Consider the following 25,195-nt stretch of genomic DNA (forward strand, 5'->3'; position numbering starts at 1 on the left):
GCCACCCCCACTGCCGAGGACCGCCGCCGGGTTGCGGCTCGGCGCGATCACCGCCGGGCACAGGGGTCCTCGGTGGTCCACGAGTGCTCGCCATGGGTGACGATGAGCGGCGCGCGCCCTTCTTCGGGCAGATGGACGGTGGCCTGGCTGCCTACCGGCACGACGACCTCCAGGTGGAAGCGCCCGCCGTCACGTCGCCAGCTCACCGAGGCCTCGCCGTACGGGGTGAGATGCCGGGCGCCGGCATGGGTGAGCGACCGGTTCGGCAGCGGACGAACGACGATCTCCCGGTAGCCGGGAGCTCCGGGGGCGAGGCCTGCCACAGTGCGATGCATCCAGTCGGCGACTGCTCCCAGGGCGTAGTGGTTGAAGGACGTCATCGAGCCGGGATTGACCGTGCCGTCAGGGAGCATGCTGTCCCAGCGTTCCCACACAGTGGTCGCACCCATCGTCACGGCGTACAGCCAGGACGGGCATTCCCGCTCCAGCAGCAGTCGGTGGGCCACGTCCGAATGGCCCGCAGCAGTGAGCGCGTCGGTGATCAGCGGCGTGCCCACGAACCCGGTGGCGATCCGGTAGCCGCTCGCACGCACGAGGTCGGCCAATCTGCTTCCCGCGGCCTTGCGCTGGTCGGCCCTGGAGAGCAGATCCCACCGCAGGGCCATGGCGTAGGCGGTCGGAGAGTCGCCCGCGATGCGCCCGGAATCGTCGACGAAGGCGCGGGCGAACGCCTCGCGGGTGCCGGACGCGAGCGCATCGTACTGTCCGGCCTCCTCGAAGCGGCCCAGCACGGCGGCCATCGTGGCGACGATCCGTGCGCACCGAACCAGGCACGCGGTGGCGACGACGTCCGCAGGGGTGCGAGCGGCGAACGGGTTGTCCGGCGGTGCGGCCGGGTCCAGCCAGTCGCCAAACTGGAACCCTCCGGCCCACACTTCGTCGGTGGTCAGCGAGGCAATCTTGTCGACCCAGGCCCGCGCACTTACGTACTGGCGTTCGATAATGCCGGTGTCGCCGTAGCGCTCGTACAGCACCCACGGCACCACCGCGGCCGCGTCGCCCCAGGCGGCGGCGGCAGGACTCGGAGTGATCAAGAACCCAGGCACACCCTCCGCCGGTTCGGCGCCGAAGACATCGGGGACCACGAACGGCACCGAACCGTCGAGGTGCTGTTCAGCGGCGAGATCGGCGAGCCAGGAGGACAGGAACCCAGCCGTATCGAAGAGGAAGGAGGCGGTCGGGGAGAAAACCTGGATGTCGCCGGTCCAGCCGAGCCGCTCGGCGCGCTGCGGGCAGTCCGTCGGTACGTCCAGGAAGTTGCCCCGGGTGCTCCAGACGACGTTCTCGTGCAACCGGGTGAGATCGGGATCCGAGCACGAGAACCAACCGGTACGGGAAAGATCGCTGCCGACGATCACGGCCTGCAGATCCCCGGCGGCCAGCTCCGGTACACCGCCGATCTCGGCATAACGGAAGCCGTGATAGGTGAGGGAGGGTTCGAGAAGAGTCTCCTCGGCCTCCGCCAGCAGGTAGGTGTCGGCGGCTTCGGCCCGCCCCAGCGGCCTGGTGCACAGTTCTCCGTCCTCCAGCACCTCGGCGTGCCGGACGACGATCTCCCGGCCCGCCGCGGCCTTGCGTACCCTCAGCCGGATCCAGCCGACGACGTTCTGCCCGAAGTCGACGAGGGTACGCCCCGAAGGCGACGACCAGACCCGCAGAGCGGGCAGCACCTCCGTGACGCGCACCGGCGGCCCCTCCGGGGCGACCAGCCGGATCAGGTCCGCTTCCGCGTCCGGGAGCACATCGACCGGACCGGTGGCCTCTCCGGGCGTGAACCGCAGATCGGTACGCTGGCCGCCGTACAGGTCGTTCGAGACGATTCCGGTGTCCCGGGCCCGCCATTCCTCGTCGGTGCCGAAGACCTCGACCGACCCGTCCTCGTACCGGACTTCGAGCTGCGCGAACAAGGCCAGCCTGTCGCCGTACCGGGCGCGCGCACCCCACCAGCCGAGGTGGCCCCGATACCAACCGTTGCCGAGCAGGAACGAGAGGGTGTTGGTGCCCTCGTGCAGCAGGGCGGTGACGTCGTGGGTCTGGTAGCGCAGTCGGTGGTGGTAGCTGGTCCATCCCGGTGCGAGAACCTCGTCGCCGACCCGCGTGCCGTTGAGCGAGGCGGTGTAGACACCGTGTGCCGTGGCGTGGAGCCGGGCACTCACCACGCCCGCGCGCAGTACGGCCCTCCCCACCAGTTCCGGCGCCGGAGCGTCGAGGGCGCCATGAGTGTGGGGGCTGATGAACCGGGCTGTCCAGTCGTCGGGACGCAGCAGTCCCGTCTCCGCGTCGACGGCCTCGCTCCAGCCGCTCCACCCCGCGTCGGACGCCACACGCACCCGGACTCGCGCGCGGGTACGGGACGGCAGCGGGTCGAAGGGCCAGGGCACCAGGATCTGCTCGGCCGACTCGATCCGCACCACCGTGGCGCCGTTCAGCTCCACCTCGTAGGTCGTCTGCCGCCATGCGGGATCAGTTGCACGCACCCGCCAGGAAAGACGGGGCGACGCGGTTCCGATGCCGAGAGCGTCGTCGCGATGTTCGAAGCGCACGCCGACCACGGTGGTGGCCGCTGCAGAGGTGTCCTGAGCCAAGTCTTTTCCTTCCGCTGACGTGGACGGGCCCTCGGGCCGAAGATGCCCGTGGGAGCCGGACGTCGAGCCGCGGTCCGGCGCCGTGGACCGCGACGTGATCGCCGGTGCCGGGCCGACAACCCATGCACCCTCGCCGGGCTCGAGGGGTCGCGGCCTACTCGACAGCGATCAGGTTGGGGTTGATGACCGACAGCTACCGCAGCCGCTCGTCACCGAGGGCGCGTAACAGTCGATGCTCCCCGGGGGGCGGGCAAAAAGTGCGGACTTCCGGGGCGGTGTCCGGCCGCAGAAAGGATCACGACGCGGACCAACCTCCATGGGTCTCGTGTGCGATTGGATCGCTGTGTCGGCTCGACGGTACGAGAAGATCGACCGCCCGGTCATTGGAAGATCTACGACGTAGGCACTGTGTTGCCGTGTTCGTCACCAACAATCGGATTGTCGTGGTCACGGAAGAGGGCCAGCGGTGGGCCTACGCGGCGATCACTCCGAGCGGTAGGAGCAGTGGGTCGACACGATGCTCCGTGAAGTCAGGGAAGAAGCCTGCGCCGAGGTTACGGACTGCCGACTCCACGGGTTCAACCAGGGCGTTTGTGTGCAAGGCCGGAGGAAGGGCTGGTGCTGGTCCGGTCAAGGTGGCCACAGAGGTGCGTCCGGCTCCGTGGCAGGTCGCGTCCCGCGTCGTGGTGTAGGGGATCAAGCGTTACGCGTTCCGGTACGAGTCCCCTGACGATCTCCACAGAGTCGGCAGCCCACGAGGTGCCCTGCTGAGGCGAGTTGACCGCCTGGTCCGGCGGAGCCACCGATCCTGAACTGCGGATTCCGGCGCCTTGATCGGCCACACCACCCAGCGGGACGCCATCCCGTGGCATCTCCAGCGAGCAGTGTCCCGGCGACGGACGATACGGTTCGCAGACCATGCGCACCCCGGGCGGGCAGGTTCCGCCCGGGGTGCCGTCGTGCCGTCACACACTTGCGCGGTGTCGCCACCAGCACGGCGAGTCGGTGCAACGGGTTCGATCACCGCCGGCCACCGACTTACAGCCGGTCGGGCAGGCGTTGAACACGAAGTACGGTCCTGGCCGGCTATAACGCATTCCAGGGCCTTCGCCCCCTCGGCCGGACGGCTGCCCCTTTGCAGAGGCAGGGAGATCAGCCTCGACCGAGGGCTCATTCCTGAAACCACCAGCCGACGATATGGTTGAGGTGTGCTGGCCATGGCCCGCACAAGCAGCGCCCGGCGTGCCAGGTCGTGGGAACGAGCACAGCCTGGCGGCCCATGTGCGCGACTGAATCCTGCACTGTCCGGGCCCCGTGAATTCGTACATTCACCAATTCAAGCGGGCATGTTCTCCGCCTATGGTCTCGTGAATCCCCGCTGGTTCAGGGCCATGAGCGGAGCATTCAGCGCCAGACAGTCAAATCGGTCACCGACGCCGGCTGGCCGCCGCAGCTCTTGTGAGCGGCATGACATGCACCGGCCTCGGGATGGCAGCTCCCGCCTCAGCCCGAGCCGCTCGTGTGAGAGACAAGGAGCTGGTCGTGCGCACACGCTACGGTCGAGTCAAGGGTGAGCAGACCGGCGCCGTCCGGTCCTTCAAGGGGATCCCCTATGCCGCGCCTCCCGTCGGAGCCGACAGGTTCCGCGCGCCCCGAGCTCCTCAGCCCTGGACAGGCGTCCGGAACGCCACCGTGCCGGGGCACCCGTGTGTCCAGGACAACCCCGACTTCCCCGCGTGGCTGGACCCTGAGCCGGAGTCCGAGGACTGTCTCCATCTCAACGTGTGGACGCCGGCGTCGTGCACCGGCGATGCCAAGGCCAGACCGGTCATGCTCTGGATCCACGGCGGAGCATTCGGCTACGGATCCGCGGGTGCACCCACCTACGACGGTGCCCGTCTGGCTGAAGTGGCCGACGTTGTCGTGGTCTCGGTCAATCACCGGCTCAACGTCTTCGGCTATCTCTGGCTCGGCGACGCTGTTCCCGAACTGGCGGAACACGCCAACCCTGGTCAGCGCGACCTCGTGGCGGCGCTGCATTGGGTCCGGGAGAACATCGGCGCATTCGGCGGCGACCCTGGCAACGTCACCGCCTTCGGTGAATCCGGCGGTGGCGCCAAGATCAACGCCCTCCTGGCCGCGCCGTCCGCCCGTGGTCTCGTCCACAAGGCGATCGTCCAGAGCGGTTCCCAACTGGCTGTCCTGACGCGGGAGCAGGCGAACGAGGTCACCGACGCGACGTTCGCCGCGCTGGGAGGCGGGAAGTTCACCGAGTCACGGCTGCGGAAGCTGTCGTCGGAAGAGCTCAAGCAGGCGGCCCGGACCGTCGAGAGCAAGCTGTCCATGCTTGCCTTCCAGCCGGTCGTCGACGGCTGCTTCATCCCGGACCAGACCTGGACGGGGCACGCTCCGGCAGGCAGCCGAGGGATCCCGATGATGATCGGCACCACCAGTCACGAGACGGCGGTCTTCCTGCCGGGCATGACCGATCAGATCGATACGGACACGGAGCTCAGGCAGAGGTTCGACACCTTCGGTCTGGCCCCCACCCTGTCCGACGACGAATTCGCTCGGCTGTTGGCCGGCTATCGCCGGGCGATGCCCTCCGACACTCGTCTGGAACTCCTCGTGGCGATGACCACGGACCTGTGGATGTGGCACTCCGCACTGATCCAGGCGGAGTTGAAGCAGTCCACACCCGGCCCCGTCTACTTCTACGAGTTCGCGTGGCGCACACCGTGCTTCGGCAGCTCATGGGCCGTACACGCGGGTGAACTTCCCTTCGTGCTCGGAAACCTCACCTACCCCACGGCGTGGGACGGCAGTGACAGCGATGCCGCGCGCTCCGCCGATGACCCCACAGGGCAGCGGTTCGTGCTGGCCGACCGGATGATGCACGCCTGGGGTGCGTTCGCCCGGAGCGGGGACCCCTCGACCGCGGACCTGGCCTGGCCCGCCTACAACACCCGCACACGTCCGACTCTGGTGTTCGACCGGGGCTCCGCAAGCGTGGTGAGCGACCGGAACGCGTCCCGTCGGCATCTCATCGAGGGGCTGCCCACCGTGTGGTAGCTACGCGGGAACCCTCGTGCGGGGGGCGGCGACGGGAGCGTTGCGGGCCGCGATCCCGCGGCGATCCGGTCGCCCACTTGCGTGTATCCCGGACTTTCCGCGGCGAGGTCTTTGGACTTCTCACCGCCGCGGCGCGAGAGATTTGGACAGCTCACAGTTCGGGTCCGGACCAGGACTTCTTAGGCTGCCTGGCAAGTGAGCACCTTCACCGCCGGCACGAACCCCGCGGGACGGCAGGGCGGACCACCGAGGAGACTTCAGATGACAGTAGTCGGGCAGCCGCCGGACGAGGCGGTTACGGATGTCCTGATCATCGGGGCGGGCCCTTCTGGAGCCACCGCGGCACGGATCCTCGCCGAAGGCGGATACCGGGTCACCTGCTTGGAACAGGGTGGCTGGGTGAACCGTAGCGACTACCCGAGCGACAAACCGGAGCGGGACGTCCTGCTCGCAAGCTCGTGGTCCGCGGATCCCAACGTGCGTCGCAGCACGTGGGACTACCCCTGCGACGTGTCCGAAGCGGACGTGCACCCTCTGAACTTCAACGGGGTCGGCGGCAGCAGCATCTTCTACGGTGCCGAGTGGCCCCGATTCGTCCCCTCCGACTTCCGGGTCCGCAGCCTGTACGGCTTCGCCGACGACTGGCCGCTCACCTACGAGGACCTCGAGCCGTACTACGAACTGCTCGACGAGATGGTCGGTGTCTCCGGGCGCCCTGGTGACCCGGCGTACCCGCCGACCGTCGCGCCCCCGATGCCGGGCGTTCCGATCGGCCGGATCGGTGTGAAGGCGGCCGAAGGCATGAACAAGCTCGGCTGGCACTGGTGGCCGGCCACCCAGGCCATCATGACGAGGACCCATGGCGACCGGGGCGCGTGCGCGCGCTGGGGAACCTGTATGTCGGGCTGCCCCGAAGGCGCGAAGGGATCGTTCGACGTCGCGATGTGGCCCGCGGCCCTCGCCGCGGGCGTCACCCTGATCACCGAGGCGCGAGTGCGGGAGGTGACGGTCGACAAGGCCGGCCTCGCCAACGGCGCGACCTGGATCGACGCGGCAGGCACGGAGCACCACACGTCCGCAGCGGTGGTCATCGTGTGCGCCAACGGTGTCGGAACCCCGCGCCTGCTCCAGCTGTCCACCTCGGAGCGCTTCCCCGACGGCCTCGCGAACTCGTCAGGTCTGGTCGGCAAGCGGCTGATGATGCACCCGTTCGTCGGCGTCATGGGCGTCTACGAAGAGCAGCTCGAGAGCTGGCTCGGCCCGTTCGGCGCCAACCTCTACTCCTTGCAGTTCGCCGAGACCGATCTGAGCCGCGGATTCGCCCGCGGCGCCAAGTGGTCGGCGATGGCGATCCCGGGCCCGATGGAGATCCTGGCGAGGTACGCCGATCTGCCCATCTCCGAACGGACCGGCGCCGCGGGCCAGGCACTCGTCGACCGTGCCCTCGGCCGGGCCTTCGAGTGGGCGGCCTCCATCGAGGACCTGCCGGACGTGAGCAACACCGTGACCCTCAGCCCCGACATGGTCGACAGCTCCGGTATTCCGGCGCCGAAGATCACGTATCGGCTCTCCGCGGACAGCATGCGCAACCTGGAGTGGAACGTGGAGCGCATGCACGAGGCACACCGGGCCGCCGGCGCGATCGAGACGAAGGTGGTGCCGTGGATGCCCGGCGTCGGCTGGCACATGCTCGGGACCGCCAGGTGCGGTGACGATCCGGCCACCTCGGTGGTCGACCAGTTCGGCCGCGCCCATGACGTCCCCAACCTCTTCGTCCTGGACGGCAGCGTGTTCGTGACCTCCTCGTCGGTCAACCCGACCTCGACGGTGGTGGCCTTCGCGGCCCGCGCGGTGGAGCACCTGATGGAGACCGCGAGCAGTCAGAAAGTCCCGGTGTGACCATGCAGATTCGCAGGAAGATCACGATCGCCGACCGGACCCGCGGTGGTCTTGCCCTGATCATCGACGTGCTGCTCCCCGGTACCCGGACGTTGCCCTCCGGAGGTGCCGTGGGCGCTCACCTGGAGCTGCTGGACCAGGTACTGGAGGCCGACCCGCGGCTCTGGCCTCTCGTCAACAGGGTCGGTGACCTCGCGGCCGCCTCAGAGACGTGCACGTTCGCCGACATCGAGCTGTGGGCGGGTGAGGACCTTGAGCAGGTGGTCTTTGCTCTGCAGTCCGCCTACTACATGTCCCGTGACGTGCGTTCCGCGCTCGGATACCCCGGACAGGGCCGCCGTCCCATCGCGCTCGCCACACCGGAAGAGGTGTGCTCCGACGAGCTTGTCGCTCCGGTGGTGGCACGTGGCGCCGTCTACGTGCCCACGCCCCAGTGAGCAGCAAGTCAGCAGCGGGCTCCACCCACGCCGTCAGCAGGAGACGAGACAGTTGTCCAAGTCGAGAAGTGTGATCATCACCGGTGCCGGCAGTGGGATCGGGGCGGCAGTCGCCGAGGTATTCGCCGCGGCGGGTGACCGGCTCTATCTCGCCGATCTCTCCGCCGAGCGTCTGAAGTCGACGGCAGCAGTACTTGCCGGTGCGAACGTGAGCACCCACGAGGTCGACGTCACGGATGCGGCTTCCGTGGAGGCCCTGGCCGAACAGGTCGTGCTCGAGCACGGCAGTATCGACGTCCTCGTGAGCAACGCCGGAGTCTTCGACGGCTGCGCGAGCATCCGGGACACCACCGCCGAGCTGTGGGACAAGGTCATCGGGATCAACCTCACCGGGACGTTCAACGTCGTCAAGGCGGTCAGCGAGCAGATGATCGCCCAACGGTCGGGGCGCGTGATCAGCATCGGCTCGATCGCGGCTCAGCGGGCGATGCCCGACGGCCTCGCGTACTGCTCCTCGAAGGCGGCGCTGGAAGGCCTCGTCCGCCGCCTCGCCTACGACCTCGGCGGCTACGGCGTCACCGCGAACCTCGTGGCGCCGGGTGTGGTCCGTACTGGAATCCGTGCGACGTCCGAAGAAATCCTCGGGAACCTCGTCCCGGACACCAACGTCGGCGTCGGCACGAGCACGGACCTGATGGACCTGCTCATCCCCGCGCGACGCAGCGGGGAACCGGCCGAGATCGCGGCCACCGTCTTCTTCCTGGCCAGCACGGGAGCCGCCTACATCAACGGCGAGGTGATCCACGTCGACGGCGGCTGGATCGCCAGCTGACGACGCCGAATCGACCGAACACCGACCGATCCGGCCTACGACAGGACCTGCTCATGCCACTCGCCATGCCCGAGGGAAAGCGGCTCGCGATCTCGCTCGGCCCTGACTTCGACGCGCACAGCGTCTGGATGGGAACCTTCCGCTCCGGCTCGCAGACACTCCTCTCACGCGGTGAGTTCGGTGCGGAGGTCGGTGTGCCGCGTCTGCTCGACACTTTCGAGCGGTACGGCATCACCACCACCTGGTCAGTGCCGACGCACACGGTGCAGACCTTCCGTCCGGCTGTCGACGCGATCCTGTCCGCGGGTCACGAGATCGCCGCTCACGGGGTCTACCACGAGTACGTCCCGAAGCTGGAGCCGGCTGAGGAACGGCGGCTCCTCGAGCTGCAGCTGGAACAGCACGAGCGCCTCCTCGGCATCAGACCGCGCGGATACCGTTCACCGGCCCTGGACGTCACCGACATCACGCTCGACCTGCTGGCCGAGTACGGGTTCGACTGGGACTCCTCGCTGATGGGGCGCGACTTCACGCCGTACCACCCGCGGATGGTCACGCACCTGGACCTCGAACTCGGCAACGCCTTCGGGCCCGAGAGCGCGGTGCTGGAGTTTCCCGTGCACTGGTATCTCGACGACTTCCCCGAGCTGGAGTCGTTCAAGGGCAGCCCGCTCATGCAGTCGAACCAGGCGGTCCTCGAACGCTGGAAGGACAGCTTCGACTTCGCCTACGAGCGGTGCCCCGGCGAGATCATGACCTTCGCCCTCCATCCGCAGACCATCGGCCGGGCGAACAACATGGTCATGCTGGAGCGCTTCCTGGACCACGTCACCGACCACGACGGCATCTGGTTCCCGACTTTGTCACAGGCCTACGACGCCTGGTCCGACCCCGAGCCGTCCCGCCCGGACGGCGGCCCGCACCCCGCCGATCCCGAAGGCATCCGCAATGTCTGAACAGAGCACCATCCTCGGCCTCACCGAAGACCACCACGCCCTGCGTGCCGTCGTCCGGCAGTTCGTCGACGAACGCGTCATCCCCACAGTCATGGAACGGGAAGCGAAGGACGAGTACCCCGATGACCTGATTCCGGAGATGGCCGCCCTGGGGATCATGGGAATGTCCGTTCCCGAGGAGTATGGCGGATCCGACGTCGACTACATCAGCTACGGCCTGGTCTTCGAGGAACTCGCACGCGGCTGGATGGGCCTAGCCAGTGTGGTGGGCAGCTCCGCGAGCGGCGCCTTTCTGATCGCCCGCTACGGCACGGCGGAGCAGAAGCGGAAGTACCTGCCCGGGCTCGCCGCGGGCAGCCGCACCAGTGGCATGGCGATGACCGAGCCCGCCGTCGGCAGCGATCTGAAGAACATCCGGCTCACGGCCAGGCGCGACGGCGCCTCGTACGTGCTCAACGGCACCAAGACGATGATCACCCAGGCCCGTCACGCGGCGCCCCTCGTGGTCATGGTCCGTACGGACCCGACGGCACAGCCACCTCATCGGGGTGGCATGAGCCTGATGCTGATCGAGCCGGACACGCCGGGCTACACCATCGGGCGCGACATGAAGAAGCTCGGCCACAAGGGGCTGGAGCTGTGTGAGCTCGCGTTCGACAACGCGGTGGTTCCCGCGAGTCAGCTGCTCGGAGATGTCGAAGGCCAGGGCTTTTACCAGATGATGTCGGCCCTCGACCGCGGCCGGATCTACATGGCCGGCGCCTCCATCGGTATCGCCCGCGCGAGTCTCGAAGCTGCTGCCCGCTATGCGAAGCAGCGGGAGGCCTTCGGCCGTCCGATCGCCGACTACCAGGCGATCAAGCTGAAGCTCGCCGACATGGCCCTGCGCATCGACGCCGCCCGCCTGCTCACCATCAACGCTGCCGTGAAGACCCAGGCCGAGGGCCGGGCCAGCGTCGAGTCCGCGATGGCCAAGGTCTTCGCCTCCGAGACCTGTATCCAGGCCTCTCTGGAGGCCATGCGGATCCACGGTGGCTACGGCTACACCACGGAGTTCCCCGTCGAGCGTTTCTACCGCGACGCGCCGCTGATGGCGATCGGCGAAGGCATGAACGACATCCTGATGCTCTCGGTCGCCGAAAGTGTGCTCGCACAGGTTCGTTAGGGCGGCGGCCGGGCGTGCCCCCCGGCTGCGACGGCTTTCGTCGGTCGGTCCGGCCGACGGAGGCCATGGCGATCAACACGCGAAGCCCTCCCCGGCGATTCGGGCGCCGACCACACCACAGGGGAAACGAACATGAGTCAGACGATGAAAGCCCTGGTGCTCCGAGGGGGAAAGGCCGCGATCGAGCACCGGCCGATTCCGAAGGCGGGCCCCGGCGAGGTGGTCGTCCGCACCACGGCCGCCTCGCTCTGTTCGGCCGACGCCGCGTGCGTCAGCGGAGCGTTCCCGACCCCCGACGGCACCGTGCTCGGACACGAGGCCGTCGGCGTCGTCCACGAGATCGGCGCCCTCGTCAGCGGGTTCTCCGTCGGCCAACGCGTCACCGTCGCCTCCACGACACCCTGCGGACAGTGCGCCAACTGCCAGCGGGGCTTCAGCGGCCACTGCGGTGGGACGGCGTGGGGCGGTTACACGTACGGGGTCAGCCGCGACGGCAGCCTCGCCGAGTACTTCGCCGTACCGTCCGCTCAGCACAACCTGGTGCCGATCCCGGACGGTGTGACCGATGCGGCCGCCCTCTGTGTGCCCGACACCATCGCCTCCGGGAGCACAGGCCCGGAGGCGGCGCGGTTCCCCATGGGCGGCACGGTCGTCATCTTCGGCCAAGGGCACGTAGGTCTCGCCGCGACGATGACGGCCCGTGCCATGGGAGCCGGCCTGATCGTGACAGTGAAGGCCCGGCCAGGCGGCGAGTCCCTGGCGAAAACCGTCGGAGCCCACCACGCGCTCAACCTCGCCGAACACGACATCGAGGCCGAGATCCGGCAGCTCACGTCAGGCACGGGCGCCGACTGCGCGGTCGAAGCGTCGGGAGTGAGGGAGTCCTTTCCCCGAGCGGTGGCCGTCACCCGCCTGGGCGGCGTGATCGCCGTCCTGAGTTCGTACAGCGGGCCGGACGACGCATCGCTCTCGGTTCCCCTCGCCCAGTGGGGCTGGGGCATCGGCGACAAGACCATCCTGAGTACGTTCCAGCGCTCCGGCAGCGAGCGGCTGGGGCGGCTCCTGCGACTCGTCGAGACGGGACGCCTCGACCCCACACCGTTGCTGACCCGGCACTACGCCTTCGACGACGTCGAGCGTGCGCTCACCGAGGTCACCGCACGCGAGCCCGGTCACATCAAACCGCTCATCACGTTCATGGACTGACCGCCGGCACATGACCGCCCCGCCTGCTGGAAGGACGCACCACCATGAACGGACCGTACGACGCAGTGGTCGTGGGAGCCGGCTTCGCCGGGATCACGGCGGCTCGTGACCTTGTCGACCGCGGGCGCTCCGTCGTGATTCTCGAAGCGGGACCGAGAATCGGCGGACGCACCTACGCGCGGCCCTTCGCCGGCCGGGAAGACCTCATGGCCGAACTCGGCGGCAGCTGGGTCAACCGCGACCTGCAACCCGGGATCCGACGCGAGATCCAGCGGTACGGCATCGCCCTGGCCGAAGACGTGGCGCCCGGCAGCGCCGCCTTCATCACCGACGGCGTCCTACGCTCCTTCCCCGTGCCGGGCAGCGAGATCGGTGACCTGGAACGGATCGTCGGACACCTGCGGGACGCCTCGAAACGGATCGCTCCCTCCCAACGGCTCAGCAGCCAGCCGATCCGCGACCTGGACGTCTCGGTGGACGAGTTCATCGCCCCCCTCGACCTCGGACCGGCCACCCGTGACCTGCTCTACGCGACGATCGCCTGGTACACCGGCGCGGACCCGCGCGAGGCCTCCATGCTGAGCTTCATCGCTCAGACCGCAGGATTCGGCCACAGCCCCTACGGGTTCGCCAGCGCGCTCACGGAACGTTTCGTCGGTGGTGCGGGCACCCTGCTGGACAGCATGGTGGACCAGTCCCGTCTGGAGATCCGCCTCCATCACCATGTCGCGCGGATCGAGCAGACCGCCGCCGGTGTGACGGTCCGTACCCGCGACGGCCAGTCCGTGGAGGCTCGGTCCTGTGTCGTCGCGGCACCCACCAACGTCCTGCGGCACATCGACTTCAGCCCGGGCCTTTCCGACGAGAAGCGGAACTTTCTCGCCGCGAACCACCAGGGCCGCGCCTACAAGCCGTCGATGGTGGTGCGCAACGTACCGCCTCGGCCCTTCGCGCTCGGCATGGGCGCCTTGCAGGCGATCTGTCTCGGTCACGAGTTCGCCGACGGGTCTTCCCTGCTCAAGGGCTTCGGCGGGGAAGGCGCCGCCAAGCTCGATCCGACGAACCGGGAGCAGGTCGAGGCTGCGGTGCGCGAGTACTACCCCGACGCCGAGGTGCTCGCCGTGGACGCCCACGACTGGAACACCGACCCGCTCTTCGACGGGACCCACCGCATCGATCGTCCGGGCCAGGCGTACGACTTCCTGCGCGCGATGAACGAGCCGGAGGACCGTGTCGTCTTCGCTGGGACCGACGTCGACGACTCGGTCTGGCGGACCTGGATGGAGGGAGCCGTCAACAGCGGCTACCGCGCTGCCGACGGAGTGAGTGTCATTCTTGGCCGGTAGGCATGCCGGACGACCTGCAGAGAGCTTTGACGTGATGGGGTGTCCCGCGGAGGGGGCACCCCATCAGGTCTTTCCCTGTCCTGGAACCGTCGATCGTCGTTGTCGGCGTCATGGCTGTGGCCCGGCCTGTCGGGGCCGGGCCACGAGAATGCGGAGGGTGATGACGCGGGTCAGGCCCTACGCTCGAACATCACGAACCACTGGCCGTCGTGGCAGATCTCGTCGTGCTGGTTCTTGACCTGGACGTCGAAGGTCACGATCCCGCGGTCCGGCTTGGACTTCGACGGCCGCACCTCGGCCACCTGCTGCTCGACACGGATCGTGTCACCGATGCGCACGGGACCCCTGAGATTCCATGTCATGCCGAGGAAGGCGATCGCGGTGCCCTCCTTGATACCCAGACGGGACTCGAGCCCGGTCGCGACCGCGAACACGCCGGGACCATGGAAGATACGGCCGCCGAACTGCGTCCTCTTGGCGAACTCCTCGTCCGTGTGCAGGGGGTTGAAGTCGCCGGAGATACCGGCGAAGGCCACCAGATCGGCGTCGGTGATCGTACGGGCCGGCGTGACCCATGACTGGCCGACGGTGAACTCGTCGAAGTAGAGGCCACGCTCGACGGGCGCCTGGACGGCGGCTACCTGGCTCACCAGGGGCTCCTATCGTTCTGAGAGGATCGGACACCTAGATTCTGGGCTCGACGGCACCTATGGGTGACCGTGGGAATCCCCAATTCCAGAGACCCGAATCGGTGCTTCACCAAAGGAGATGAATAGCGGTGGTCATCGGTCGGGGCCGAGGGCGACCCCGAGGTCGCCGCGTCCGTCGTTGCCGAAGCCTGTGACGCTTCGTGAGGCATCGACCTCGCCGACCGGGAGTTCGTCTCGCGATCGGGACACCCGCGGTTTGAGGGCGCCCGGCTGTCTGGTGAGGTCTATGGCGGTGAGAGCCAGGAAGACCGAGGAGATCGCCGCAGGTTGCTTGAGGTTGATCGTCAGCAATTCCTCGACCTTGGTCAGGCGGTACCGCAGCGAGTTGTGGTGGATGTTGAGGGCTTCGGCGGCCACGTTGATGTTCTGATCGTTCTCGAAGTAGGAGCGCAGACCGGCGAGCAGGTTCTCCCGGTCCACGAGGGGATTGAGGAAGTCCTCGGCCCACGCCACCATCCGCTCCAGACCGACATCGGCGAAGAGCCGCGTGGCGAAGTCGAAGTCCTCGTACGCCATGAGCCGCTGGTCCTGGGCGACGCGCCGGAGTGTGCGCACGGCCAGCTGGGCGTCGTTGTACGAGTCGACGATTCCGCCGACGGCGGTGACCGGCCGCCCGATCCCTGTCTGCAGCGATGGCAGCTCACCCGCGTGAGCCCCCAGGAGCCGTTGCAGTGCGGCCACGCCGCACTGGACGAGCAACGTGGCTCCATTGTCACGAGCAGTGATCAACGACGGGTGCCCAGCCGCTGACAACATCTGGCCCAAGGTGTCCAGAAGGGAGTCGGATGCCTGCCGGCGCTGGTCGCTGCGCGGGGAGCGGGCGAACGTCGCGACGACGACTCGAACCTCGGTATCGAAGGTGATGCCCAACCCCGCGACCCGCGCGGCGAGTTCGGCATCGTGCCGCTCCCTGCGCAAGGCCAGCGCTTGTTCGAGCACAGCGGCGCGCACTGCCCGCTCCTGTTTCCGCACGAGGACACTCATGCGCTGGTTGGCCTCGACCAGGCTGGCGGCCACATGCACGGCCGAAGTGGCGTACACGTCGGGGAATTCAGGGCGTCTGCTCGTGACGACCAGCCAACCGGTGTGCTCGTCGGGAGTGGAGGGGTCGGCGATACGGGCTGCGAGACCATGCCAGCCATCGATGTCCAGCGTCTGCGTATCGGCTTTCGTCGAGGAGATCTCGTCGAACAGAAGCGTGCGCGGAACCGGACCGGTCGCGTGCACGACCTCGCCGTGCCGGTCGAACAGCGCGGTCGTCGCGTTGCACACCCGCTTGAGACGGACCAGAAGGGCCGGAATCGGCGCCGGATCGGCAAGCGCGATGCTCAACGATCGTTGCAGCGCCCCGAGGCGCCGTGAGACGGCCTCCTCCATGCTCTGACTCGAACGCGCGACGGATGCGACCACCTCGCCGGCGCCGGCGCTGACCACCCCTACGACGTTGCCCGCCACCCTCGTGGCGTCGAGACCCTCGGCTCCGACCGGCGCGTCGCAGAGCAGCACGACACGGGAGCCATCCGCCTCCAGGAGCGGGAAGACGTCCTCGATACCCGCCCGGAATCCGGTACAGACCACGATCATGGCAGGGTCGGAGGGCACCGCGTCACCCGGGACCCAGACAGCCACACCGCGGACCGGACGGGTCAGGTCCGGCGATCCGCCAGGAACCAGACGAACGCTCGAACCGAGCTCGGTCAGGATCGTCCCCAACTCGACGGAGTGATACGAGGCGGGCATGGCGACCTTTTCGCTGGGTGGCGACGCCGACCGTGACGGGCCGGCAGGAAGTCAGTCGCAGAATAGTCCAATGAACGGACTACGGATTTGGCGGTTCTCCAATGGATGCGGCCCGTCATTGGAAAACATCCGATTGGACTACAGGTGCGGCCCTCCTAGATTGCGATTCATCCGCACGGAAAGAAGGAGCACGCCGCGTCATGACGAAGGCAGAGCCGAACCAGGACCCGTACTGGCATTCAACGGTCAGCGAGATCACACCTGACACTGTCTTCGTCCGGGGATACAAGCTGGACGAACTCATCGGCCTCTCCTTCACCTCGTCCACGTACCTGCTCATCAAGGGGCGGCTCCCCACCCCGCAGGAAGCACGGGTCCTCGACGCCGTCCTGACCGGCGTGCTCGACTACGGCCTGGAGAAGGCGGGTACGGCCGCGGCACGGTACGTCGTGTCGGCGAACCCGAACATGCAGGCCGGCCTGGCCACCGCGGTCCTGGCCGCCGGGGACTACGGTCTGGCGACGGAGAACAGCGCGCGCTTCATCGCCGACACCCATGCCGCCTACGAGGCAGCCGGCAAGCCGGGCATCGCCGAGTACGCCGAGAAGGTGGTCGCCGACGCCCGCGCCGCGCGGCTGCGGATCCCCGGCTTCGGCCACCCGGTCTTCAAGCGCACCGACCCACGCGCCCAGATCCTGCGGCAGGTCGCGGTCGACGCGGGCCTGTGGGGCGAGGCGGCGCAGCTCTACGAGGCCGTGCACCTGGCCTTCACCCGGCTTCCCGGCCGAGAGGAGTTCCCGATCAACGATGTCGGCATGCTCGCGGCGATCTGCATCGCGCTCGGCTTCACCCCCCAGGAGTCGACCGCACTGACCGTCATCGGAACGCTGCCCGGGGTCGTCGCCCACATCTCGGAGGAGTACGCCTCCGGTAGGGTCGGACGGGTGATTCCGGCCGAGGACGTCTCCTACGCCGTCCCCCGTCGCGACCTCGCCACCGACCTCGAGGCGGCAGGATGGGAAGCGACGCAGTGACGCCTCGACCGTTACAGAAGGGACCCGGTCCATCGTGATCCCGGACGTTCTCGCAACTTCAGACATCGTGGTGGTCGGTGCAGGGCTCGCCGGCCTCTGTACAGCCTTCGAACTGCGCCGACGGGGCTTCGACGTCGCCGTGGTCGAACAACGCTTCCCGGCGTTCGGCGCCTCGGGCCGCAACCCCGGCTGCCTCTGGGTCCAGACCCGCCGCAGCGGCGTCGAACTCGCGATCGCCCGCGCCGCCAAGGAGAAATACGCCGAATACGCCGAAGAACTCGGAGACGTCTTCGAGTACCGGAAACTCGGCGGCCTGTTCTTCTTCGAAACGGAGGAACAGGGCCGCATTCTTGAGGACTACGTCCGCGACCGGCGAGCAGGCGGCATCGAGATCGAAATGGTGTCGGCGAGCCACGCGGCCAAGTACGCCCCGATGCTGCCCGCGACCGCGATCGGTGCCGTCCACTGCGCCGAGGACGCGCAGATCGACACACAGCAGTTCATCGGCGCCCTGAGCGCGGCGGTCGTCCGCTCCGGCGTGCGTCTCTACGAGAACACCGCCGTCCTCTCGGTCATCCGGCAGGGCAATCATGTGGACGGTGTCCGAACGGTCCGCGGGGACATCAGGGCCTCGGGAGTCGTGTGGGCGACCGGAGCCTGGACGCTCAACCTCACGGCGGAAGGCATCATGCTGCCCGTCACGACGGCCCGCATGGGTCAGGTCGTCACCCAGCCCGCCGACCAGCGACCGAGTGCCATCCTCCACGGACCTCGTGGAGTCGTGCACTGCGGTGCCCTCACCGATCTGCCTCTGTACGACCCAAGCGTTTTCGCGCATCCCCACGCCCGGTCCTCGCAGGGGGCCGACCGCCTGGACTACGACGACTGCCTGGCGCAGAACCGCAGCGGAGCCCTCGTGATCGGCGCCGGCATCGACGCCTACGGATCGCTCAATCCCCACATCAGCGTCGCCTCGACCGAGGCCATGATCTCGACCACTCTGGAGCGCTACCCCACCCACGCCCACCTCGGCGTCACCGGGCTCTGGGCCGGCCTGATGAGCGACACGCCAGATCATCTGCCGATCGTCGACCGGGTCGACGCGGCCCATGTCAACGCGGGTCACAGTTGGGGAGTGGCCAGCGCCCCCGTCTCGGGACAGGTCCTCGCCGAGCTGATCGCCGGTGAGCAGAGCGAGTTCGCCGCCGCGCTGAAGGCCGACCGCCCTTCGCTCGAAGCCCTCCGCTAGATCACCCCGGCGCTTCTGGGGCATCGCCCCGAGGCGTCGGTATTTCTCCGAACACGGTCGCGGACCGCGGGACAAACACCAATTCAGTCGCGGGTTGCCCCCGCCTACCGTGTCGGAACACGGCGAGCCCCGTCCTCGGACGTCGCGGTCGGCGTTTCGCGATCAACCATGGAGAAAATCATGCCAGGAGACGTAGGGACACGCGGCGACTACCTCGTCGAGCTGCGCCATGTCGCCGCCGCGCGGCCCACGGCGACGGCAGTGATCGACGAGGGCCGTCACACCACCTACGGCGAGCTCATCGCGGAGATGGACCGACGCGCGGAGCGCCTGGCCGCAGCGGGGCTGCAACGGGGTGACCGAGTCGCCATCGTCGCCGAGAACTCGTCGAAGTTCCTCCTCTCGGCACTCGCCGTATGGACCGCGGGCGGGGTTCTGGCCACGATCTATCCCTCGACCGGCCGCGGGGATCTGCTGTACACGCTGCGCAACGCCGACCCTGTACTCGTGCTCGTCGACAGTGGTACGGCCGGAGCCGTGCGCGCCGCCGTGGAGGAACTCCCCACCGCTCTCATCGACGGAGCGGACTTCGCTCCGCCCTCCGTGCGCACGGGGACGATGCCGAACCCGGCGGACCTGCGGGAGCCGGTGTCCCTCATCTGCTACTCGTCGGGGACGACAAGCAGGCCCAAGGCGATCATGCTCTCGCAGACCGCCTTGTACAACGGGGCCCGCACCTACGCCGACGTCTGGCGTCTGACGTCGGCCGACCGGACCATCGTGTGCCTGCCGATGGCCTGGCTCTACGGCCTCGACAGCACGTCCATGGCGACCCTGCTGGTCGGCGGAACGGTCATCGCGCTGCGCCGGGCACGCCCCGACCTCCTCGTCGAGGCCATCAGGAACGACGGCGCCACCTTCCTCCCCGGCGTGACGACCGTGTTTGCCAAGCTCGTGGACCACCTGGAGCGGTCTTCCGACCGACCGGACCTCTCTTCGCTCCGGCTCGCCGTCTCCGGCGGCGAGCCGCGCAACGAGGCCGCCTTCCAGCGGTTCACCGAACTCGTCGGCCGCCCCGTGCACGACACCTTCTGCGCCTCGGAGTGCTTCCCTCTCATCACCTACGACCCTGTCGCCGACCCGTACCCCGTGCCGGGTTCGGCCGGCAGGCTCGTCCCGCGCTCGGAACTGCGGATCGTCGATGCCAACGGCAAGGAAGTGCCGACCGGTGAGGCCGGCGAAGCCTTCTCCCGAGGGCCCGGCCTCATGCTCGGCTACTGGCGCGACGAGGAGGAGACCGCCAAGGCCCTCACACCGGACGGCTGGTACCGGACGAAGGACCTCGTCCGTATGGACGAGGACGGGTTCGTCTACGTGGTCGGACGTCTCTCCGACATGATCATCCGAGGCGGTAGCAATATTTCCCCGGCGGAAGTCGAACGCGCACTGCGTGAGGACCCGGACATCCGGGACGCGACCGTGGTCGGACTTCCCGATCCGGTCTACGGGCAGGCCGTCGCCGCCGCCGTCGTGATCGAGGGCGGTGCGACCTTCGACCCCGATCACATCCGCCGCGGACTGGGTGAACGTCTGGCCACGTACAAGGTGCCGACACGACTGGTACGCGTCGATCGTCTGCCGAACAACGCCACCACCGGCAAGGTCGACCGTCGCGCGGTGGCGGCGCTCATGTCGCTGGAAGGGAACGTGGCCTGATGAACTCTCTCAAGATCGCCATCACCCAGTTCGAACTGCGGTCCGAGGGCACGCTGGACTTCTTCCTTTCCCACGTGGAGTCGTTGGTCTCCGAGGCCGCCGCGTCCGGTGCCGATGTCGTGGTGCTCCCCGAGCTGGCGAGCACCGGTCTCCTCGCCAGCCTCGACGGCCACACCGTCACGACCGCGACCGTCGCAGACGACTACCGGCACGGCCTGACCGCCTACACCGACGACATCGTCGCAGGGCTCGTCCGTATGGCGCGCCGGCACCGGATCGTCGTGGTCGGGGGCAGTCACAACCGCACCGCGGACGACGGATCGCTTCGGAACACCGCGTACATCGTGTTCCCCGACGGCCGTGTGGAGGAGCAGGACAAGATCCACCTCACCCCGCCGGAACACGCGATGGGCACGCGGGGCGGAGACGACCTGCTGGTGACGGCCATCGGCCCGTTCACGGTGGGACTGCTGATCTGCGCCGACATCCAGTTCCCGGAACTCTCCCGTTCACTGGTCGAGCGCGGGGTCGAGCTGATCTTCTGCCCCTCGCTCACCTGGAACCGCCGAGGCGTCCACCGCGTGCGGGTCGGCTGCCAGGCCCGCGCGATGGAGAACCAGGCGTACGTCGTCATGGCCCCGCTCATCGGGCACAGCGGCCTGCCGGCCGACGGCCCCATGTACACCGTCGGCCGAGCCCTCGCGACGGGACCCGTGGACAGAACCTTCGGCCGCAACGACGGCATCCTCGCCGAAGCGACCAGTGACAGGGAAGAGATCGTCTACGTCGACCTGGACCGGGACCTGCTGCTAGCGTCCCGTGAGAACCCGGAAGTCCCCGGGCTCAAGTTGCGCCGCCTCGACCTCTACCCCGGACTCCTCACCGGCAGCGCGAGCTGACGGACCGAGCGACGACATGACGGCCTACCAGCACCGCGTCCGCTACCACGAGGCGGACGCCCAGGGCTTCCTCTTCAACGCCCGCTATCTCGAACTCGCCGATGTGGCGATGACCGAATTCTTCCGCGGAATCGGCTGGCCCTACGCCGACCTCGTCGCCGGCGGGACCGACCCGTCGGTGGTGTCGGCCACCCTCACGTTCAGCAGGCCCGCGCGCTTCGACGACCTGCTGGACATCACCGCCCGGTGCACGCGCGTCGGCACGTCCAGCTTCGGCCTCGACGTGCTCGTGGCCCGCGGCGCGGACACCATCGCCACGATCGGGCTCGTCTACGTCAACGTCGATGCCGTGTCCGCCACGTCACGGCCGCTTCCCGACAGCCTCGCCAAGGCCCTTCGGTCCACGATCGCCGACCTGTAGGACGTTGTCGGATTCACAACTGATCGCGCCGGACCTTGTGCGGATCACAGTTCCCGCTCCGGCGGTACGAGACAAAACTGACCTTTATGAGGCCGCCCCACTGCCTCAGAGGTCCGCCCGGGCCCGAGGCCCGCGCCTCACCGTTCCAAGGAGGTCGACGTCCGAATGCCCACCGCCCCGCTCGCAGGTCCGCTCTTCGACTACTGGCGCGCTGGAGCCGCAGACAGCAACGCCTTTGTCACCCACGACCCCGCGACAGGCGAGCCCCTCGACACGTACCGGAACGCGACATCCCAGGAAGTCGCCACCGCTGTCGAGAAGGCCGCCTCGGCCTTCAGTACCTGGGGCCGTACGACACCGGCCGAGCGGGCCACGCTGCTGCTCACTCTCGCGGACCGCCTGGAGGCCGCCGGCGAGGACTTCGCCCGGACGGAGAGCGCCGACGTCGGCAAGCCGCTGGCGCTGGCTCGCGAGGAGATCGCGTACGACGCGGACGTCCTGCGCTTCATGGCCGGAGCCTGCCGGATCTCGCATGCCGGCGCTGCGGGCGAGTATGTGGAGGGGAGCACCTCCATGACCCGGCGCGACCCCCTGGGCGTGGTCGGGTTGATCACCCCGTGGAACTACCCGCTCATGGAGGCGATGTGGAAGGTCGCCCCGGCACTGGCGGCGGGCAACACCGTCGTTCTCAAGCCCTCCGAGCTCACGCCCCTGTCGACGATCCTCTTCGCCCAGCTGGCCCAGGAGGTGCTTCCCGACGGGGTCCTCAACCTGGTGCTCGGTGACGGCGCCACCGGCGCGGCCCTGGTGGAGCACCCCGCCGTACGCCTGGTGTCCCTGACCGGCGACGTGGCCACGGGCAAGAAGGTCGCCGCCGCAGCCGCCTCCACACTCAAGCGCGTCCATCTGGAACTCGGTGGCAAGGCTCCTGCGCTGGTCTTCGCCGACGCGCCACTGGACGCGGTCGCCGCCGAACTGGCCGCGACCGGTTTCCTCAACGCCGGCCAGGACTGCACCGCGCCCTGCCGCGTCATCGTCGAGGACGCCGCCTACGGTGCCTTCGTCGAGGCCTACTGCAAGGCCGTGGCCGATCTGCGATGCGGCGACCCCGAGGACGAGTCGTCCCACTTCGGTCCCGTCATCTCGCGGCGGCAGCTCGAACGGGTCGAGGGCTTCGTCGGCCGGGCTCGCTCCACCGGCGCCTCGGTCCTGACCGGGGGGCGGCGGGTGGACCGCCCCGGCTGGTTCTACGAAGCCACCGTCATCACTGACGTACGACAGGACGACGAGATCATCCAACGGGAGGTCTTCGGCCCGGTGGTCACGATCCAGCGTGCCGGCTCGGACGATGAGATGCTCGCCATGGCGAACAGCGTCGACTACGGCCTGGCCGCCAGCGTCTGGACGAGCGACGTGAACCGAAGCCTCCGGCTCACGCGGGACCTCGCGTTCGGGACTGTCTGGCTCAACCAGCACCTGGTCCTCGCCAACGAGATGCCCTTCGGTGGATTCGGACAGTCCGGCTACGGCAAGGAACTCTCGGCCCACGCCATCGACGAATACTCACAGGTCAAGCACGTCATGCTGAAGGCTGCAGGCTGATGCAGCGCCTCATCCAGCAGCCCCCCGGCCGTCCGCCTGGCGGCGACCGATCCAGCCCTCGCGGAAAGGGACGCCGATGAGCGGCGATCGCTACGACATCCTCTTCGAGCCGGTTGTGATCGGCCCCAAGACGGCGCCCAACCGCTTCTGGCAGACGCCGCACGCCAGCGGATTCGGCACCGAGTACCCGGACATGCAGGCGGCCTACCGCGGTATGAAGGCCGCGGGCGGTTGGGGCGTGGTGTTCACGGAGGCGACCTCGGTGGCCCCCGAGACCGACAAGGTCCCCTACGTCCTGGGCCGCCTGTGGGACGAGGGAGACGTACGCAACTCCCGTCGCATCGTCGAGCGGATCCACGCGGGCGGTGCCCTCGCCGGCGTCGAGCTCGAGTACCACGCCTCGATGTCGGTCGCGTCGGAAGGCCGCCTTGTCGCCTACTCGGTCGACCCGGTCGCCGGAGAGGGCCCGCTCCCGGTCGCCTACGCCGGTACGGCCGCCGCGCTCCACGGGTCGGACATCGCCCGCATCCAGGACCTTCATGTGCAGGCGGCACTGCGCGCCGTCGACGCGGGCTACGACCTGATCACCTTGCACTGCGGTCACGCGGCATCGCTGATCTCGCATTTCCTGATCCCGTACTACAACACCCGCACCGACGCCTACGGCGGATCGTTCGAGAACCGTGCCCGCTTCGCCAGGGAGACCCTGACCAAGGTGCGTGCTGCTGTCGGCGACCGTGCCGCCGTCGGCCTGCGCTTCGGCGTCGACACCCTGGACGCTCCGCTCGGACTCGGAGACCGCGGCATGCGGCACGACGGCGAAGCACCACGGGTGCTCCAGTACCTCGACGACGTCGTGGACTACTGGGACCTGATCATCGGCGGGGTCGACTGGGGACAGGACGCCCAGTCCTCCCGTACCGCGCGCGAGAACCACGAGGCACCGTTCACCGGCCGGATGAAGCAGTACACGGCCAAGCCCGTCGTCAACGTGGGCCGCTTCAACAGTCCCGACACGATGGCGAGGGTCATCAGGTCCGGCCAGGCCGACTTCGTCGGGGCAGCCCGCGCGGGCATCTCCGATCCCTTCCTGCCTGCCAAGATCCGCGACGGCGGCATCGAGGACATCCGGGAGTGCATCGGCTGCAACATGTGTGTCTCGCGCGCGAACATGGCGAACGGACGCATCGTCTGTACGCAGAACCCGACCATCGGCGAGGAGTTCCGCCGCGACTGGCACCCGGAGACCTTCGAGACGGCCGGGAACCGCGACCGGGCCGTCCTGGTCGTGGGCGCGGGCCCCGCCGGCCTCGAATGCGCCATGGTCCTGGGCAAGCGCGGCTTCGACATGGTGCACCTCGTGGACGCCGCCGAGCAGGTCGGCGGCAGCCTCAACTGGATCAGCAAGCTGCCCGGCCGCCAGGAATGGCGTCACGTCGTGGAGTACCGCGAGCATCAGCTCTCGAAGCTGAAGAACGTCACCACGATCCTGGGCACCCGCCTCAGCGCCGACGACATCCTCGACTACGGCGCCGAGATCGTGGTCATCGCCACCGGATCGCACTACGCGGCTGACGCCGTCTCGCCCTATGACCGCCGTCCGCTGTCACTCGGCGACACCTTCCGCGGGAACGTCCTCACCCCCGAGGACGTCATGTCGGGCGAGGCCACGATCGGCGACCGCGTCCTGGTCTGGGACACCGACGGCTACTTCGTGGGTCCGGGGATCGCCGAGCACCTCGCGGCCCACGGGCACGAGGTCACCGCCGTGACACCGGCCTCCGCTTTCGGCCCGTACCTCCACCAGACGATGGAGGACGCCCGCATGACCGAGGACCTGCGCGCACTGGGCGTACGTATCTTCCCCGGCAGCGGCCTGGGCCGGGCGGACGCCGACGCCATCGCGGTCGAAACCCTGGCCGGCCCGGTCGAGGTCGGCGTCGACACCGTGGTCGTCGTGGGCCAGCGTGTCGCCGACAGCGATCTCCACCAGGCTCTCCAGGACCGCAGCTCGGAGTGGAGCCAGGCCGGTCTGACCGGCGTATACAGCATCGGCGATTCGCTGCGTCCCAGCTTCATCGCCGACGCCGTCTTCTCCGGCCACCGGCTGGCCCGGGAGATCGACAGCCCCAACCCTGCCGAGCCGCAGCCCTACATCAGGGAACGACGGCTGCTGAACGCAGACGAGACGGACTTCACCCGCGACGGCCCCGCTCAGTCCCGAACCGTCTGATCAGCCGACCCAGCCCTGACGTCCATCCCAGCC

At 68.4% G+C, this 25,195-nt stretch carries 18 protein-coding genes; 15 read left to right on the plus strand and 3 right to left on the minus strand.

Annotation, left to right across the window (positions count from 1 at the left end):
* Positions 1–47: 47 nt before the first annotated feature.
* Positions 48–2,603: a family 78 glycoside hydrolase catalytic domain gene (locus H295_RS0101500; RefSeq protein WP_234021547.1), complete on the minus strand. Its 2,556-nt coding sequence runs from the start codon at positions 2,601–2,603 to the stop codon at positions 48–50.
* Positions 2,604–4,187: 1,584 nt separating this feature from the next.
* Between H295_RS0101500 and H295_RS42580 the strand changes: the two genes are divergently transcribed.
* The 8 genes from H295_RS42580 to H295_RS0101540 all read left to right on the plus strand — a co-directional run bounded on the left by H295_RS42580 (position 4,188) and on the right by H295_RS0101540 (position 13,558).
* Positions 4,188–5,717, plus strand: a complete 1,530-nt coding sequence (locus tag H295_RS42580) for a carboxylesterase/lipase family protein (protein ID WP_020133572.1) — start codon at positions 4,188–4,190, stop codon at positions 5,715–5,717.
* 261 nt (positions 5,718–5,978) lie between these two features.
* The gene (locus H295_RS0101510; RefSeq protein ID WP_020133573.1) at positions 5,979–7,616 is read left to right on the plus strand and encodes a GMC family oxidoreductase; all 1,638 of its coding nucleotides are present in this window, start codon (positions 5,979–5,981) and stop codon (positions 7,614–7,616) included.
* On the plus strand, positions 7,613–8,053 hold the full coding sequence (locus H295_RS47080; protein ID WP_020133574.1) for a hypothetical protein: 441 nt from the start codon (positions 7,613–7,615) through the stop codon (positions 8,051–8,053). Before H295_RS0101510 ends, H295_RS47080 begins: the two co-directional genes overlap by 4 nt.
* A 52-nt stretch (positions 8,054–8,105) precedes the next feature.
* The gene (locus H295_RS0101520) at positions 8,106–8,885 is read left to right on the plus strand and encodes an SDR family NAD(P)-dependent oxidoreductase (protein WP_028808949.1); all 780 of its coding nucleotides are present in this window, start codon (positions 8,106–8,108) and stop codon (positions 8,883–8,885) included.
* 53 nt (positions 8,886–8,938) lie between these two features.
* Positions 8,939–9,841, plus strand: a complete 903-nt coding sequence (locus H295_RS42585) for a polysaccharide deacetylase family protein (RefSeq protein ID WP_020133576.1) — start codon at positions 8,939–8,941, stop codon at positions 9,839–9,841.
* Positions 9,834–11,006, plus strand: a complete 1,173-nt coding sequence (locus H295_RS0101530) for an acyl-CoA dehydrogenase family protein (RefSeq protein ID WP_020133577.1) — start codon at positions 9,834–9,836, stop codon at positions 11,004–11,006. Before H295_RS42585 ends, H295_RS0101530 begins: the two co-directional genes overlap by 8 nt.
* 132 nt (positions 11,007–11,138) lie before the next feature.
* Positions 11,139–12,212 (plus strand): alcohol dehydrogenase catalytic domain-containing protein, encoded by a 1,074-nt coding sequence (locus tag H295_RS0101535; protein ID WP_028808951.1) that lies wholly within the window; start codon positions 11,139–11,141, stop codon positions 12,210–12,212.
* A 44-nt stretch (positions 12,213–12,256) separates the two neighbouring features.
* Complete coding sequence (locus H295_RS0101540) at positions 12,257–13,558, plus strand: flavin monoamine oxidase family protein (protein WP_020133579.1); 1,302 nt, start codon at positions 12,257–12,259, stop codon at positions 13,556–13,558.
* Positions 13,559–13,728: 170 nt separating this feature from the next.
* Here the strand turns inward: H295_RS0101540 and H295_RS0101545 are convergent, their stop codons facing one another.
* Together H295_RS0101545 and H295_RS0101550 are read right to left on the minus strand one after the other, a co-directional pair.
* Positions 13,729–14,208: a MaoC/PaaZ C-terminal domain-containing protein gene (locus H295_RS0101545; protein ID WP_020133580.1), complete on the minus strand. Its 480-nt coding sequence runs from the start codon at positions 14,206–14,208 to the stop codon at positions 13,729–13,731.
* A gap of 132 nt (positions 14,209–14,340) precedes the next feature.
* The gene (locus H295_RS0101550) at positions 14,341–16,008 is read right to left on the minus strand and encodes a PucR family transcriptional regulator (RefSeq protein WP_020133581.1); all 1,668 of its coding nucleotides are present in this window, start codon (positions 16,006–16,008) and stop codon (positions 14,341–14,343) included.
* Between the two features lie 200 nt (positions 16,009–16,208).
* Between H295_RS0101550 and H295_RS0101555 the strand changes: the two genes are divergently transcribed.
* The 7 genes from H295_RS0101555 to H295_RS42590 all read left to right on the plus strand — a co-directional run bounded on the left by H295_RS0101555 (position 16,209) and on the right by H295_RS42590 (position 25,162).
* Complete coding sequence (locus H295_RS0101555; protein WP_020133582.1) at positions 16,209–17,042, plus strand: citryl-CoA lyase; 834 nt, start codon at positions 16,209–16,211, stop codon at positions 17,040–17,042.
* A 67-nt stretch (positions 17,043–17,109) separates the two neighbouring features.
* Positions 17,110–18,291 carry an NAD(P)/FAD-dependent oxidoreductase gene (locus tag H295_RS0101560; RefSeq protein ID WP_158691004.1) on the plus strand — a complete coding sequence of 394 codons (1,182 nt, stop codon included), beginning with the start codon at positions 17,110–17,112 and terminating at the stop codon, positions 18,289–18,291.
* A gap of 180 nt (positions 18,292–18,471) precedes the next feature.
* Positions 18,472–20,007 carry a class I adenylate-forming enzyme family protein gene (locus H295_RS0101565; RefSeq protein ID WP_020133584.1) on the plus strand — a complete coding sequence of 512 codons (1,536 nt, stop codon included), beginning with the start codon at positions 18,472–18,474 and terminating at the stop codon, positions 20,005–20,007.
* Entirely contained in the window at positions 20,007–20,906 is a 900-nt protein-coding gene (locus H295_RS0101570) for a nitrilase-related carbon-nitrogen hydrolase (protein ID WP_020133585.1), read from the plus strand. The genes H295_RS0101565 and H295_RS0101570 overlap by 1 nt, the downstream gene beginning before the upstream one ends.
* Positions 20,907–20,922: 16 nt before the next feature.
* Complete coding sequence (locus H295_RS0101575) at positions 20,923–21,327, plus strand: acyl-CoA thioesterase (protein WP_020133586.1); 405 nt, start codon at positions 20,923–20,925, stop codon at positions 21,325–21,327.
* A gap of 165 nt (positions 21,328–21,492) precedes the next feature.
* Positions 21,493–22,929 carry an aminobutyraldehyde dehydrogenase gene (locus H295_RS0101580; RefSeq protein WP_020133587.1) on the plus strand — a complete coding sequence of 479 codons (1,437 nt, stop codon included), beginning with the start codon at positions 21,493–21,495 and terminating at the stop codon, positions 22,927–22,929.
* Positions 22,930–23,005: 76 nt separating this feature from the next.
* A complete protein-coding gene (locus H295_RS42590; RefSeq protein ID WP_020133588.1) occupies positions 23,006–25,162 on the plus strand; it encodes an FAD-dependent oxidoreductase in 2,157 nt (718 codons plus the stop codon).
* The last annotated feature ends 33 nt before the right edge of the window (positions 25,163–25,195 follow it).

The sequence above is a fragment of the Streptomyces sp. 351MFTsu5.1 genome, assembly GCF_000383655.1.
Taxonomy (GTDB): domain Bacteria; phylum Actinomycetota; class Actinomycetes; order Streptomycetales; family Streptomycetaceae; genus Streptomyces; species Streptomyces griseorubiginosus.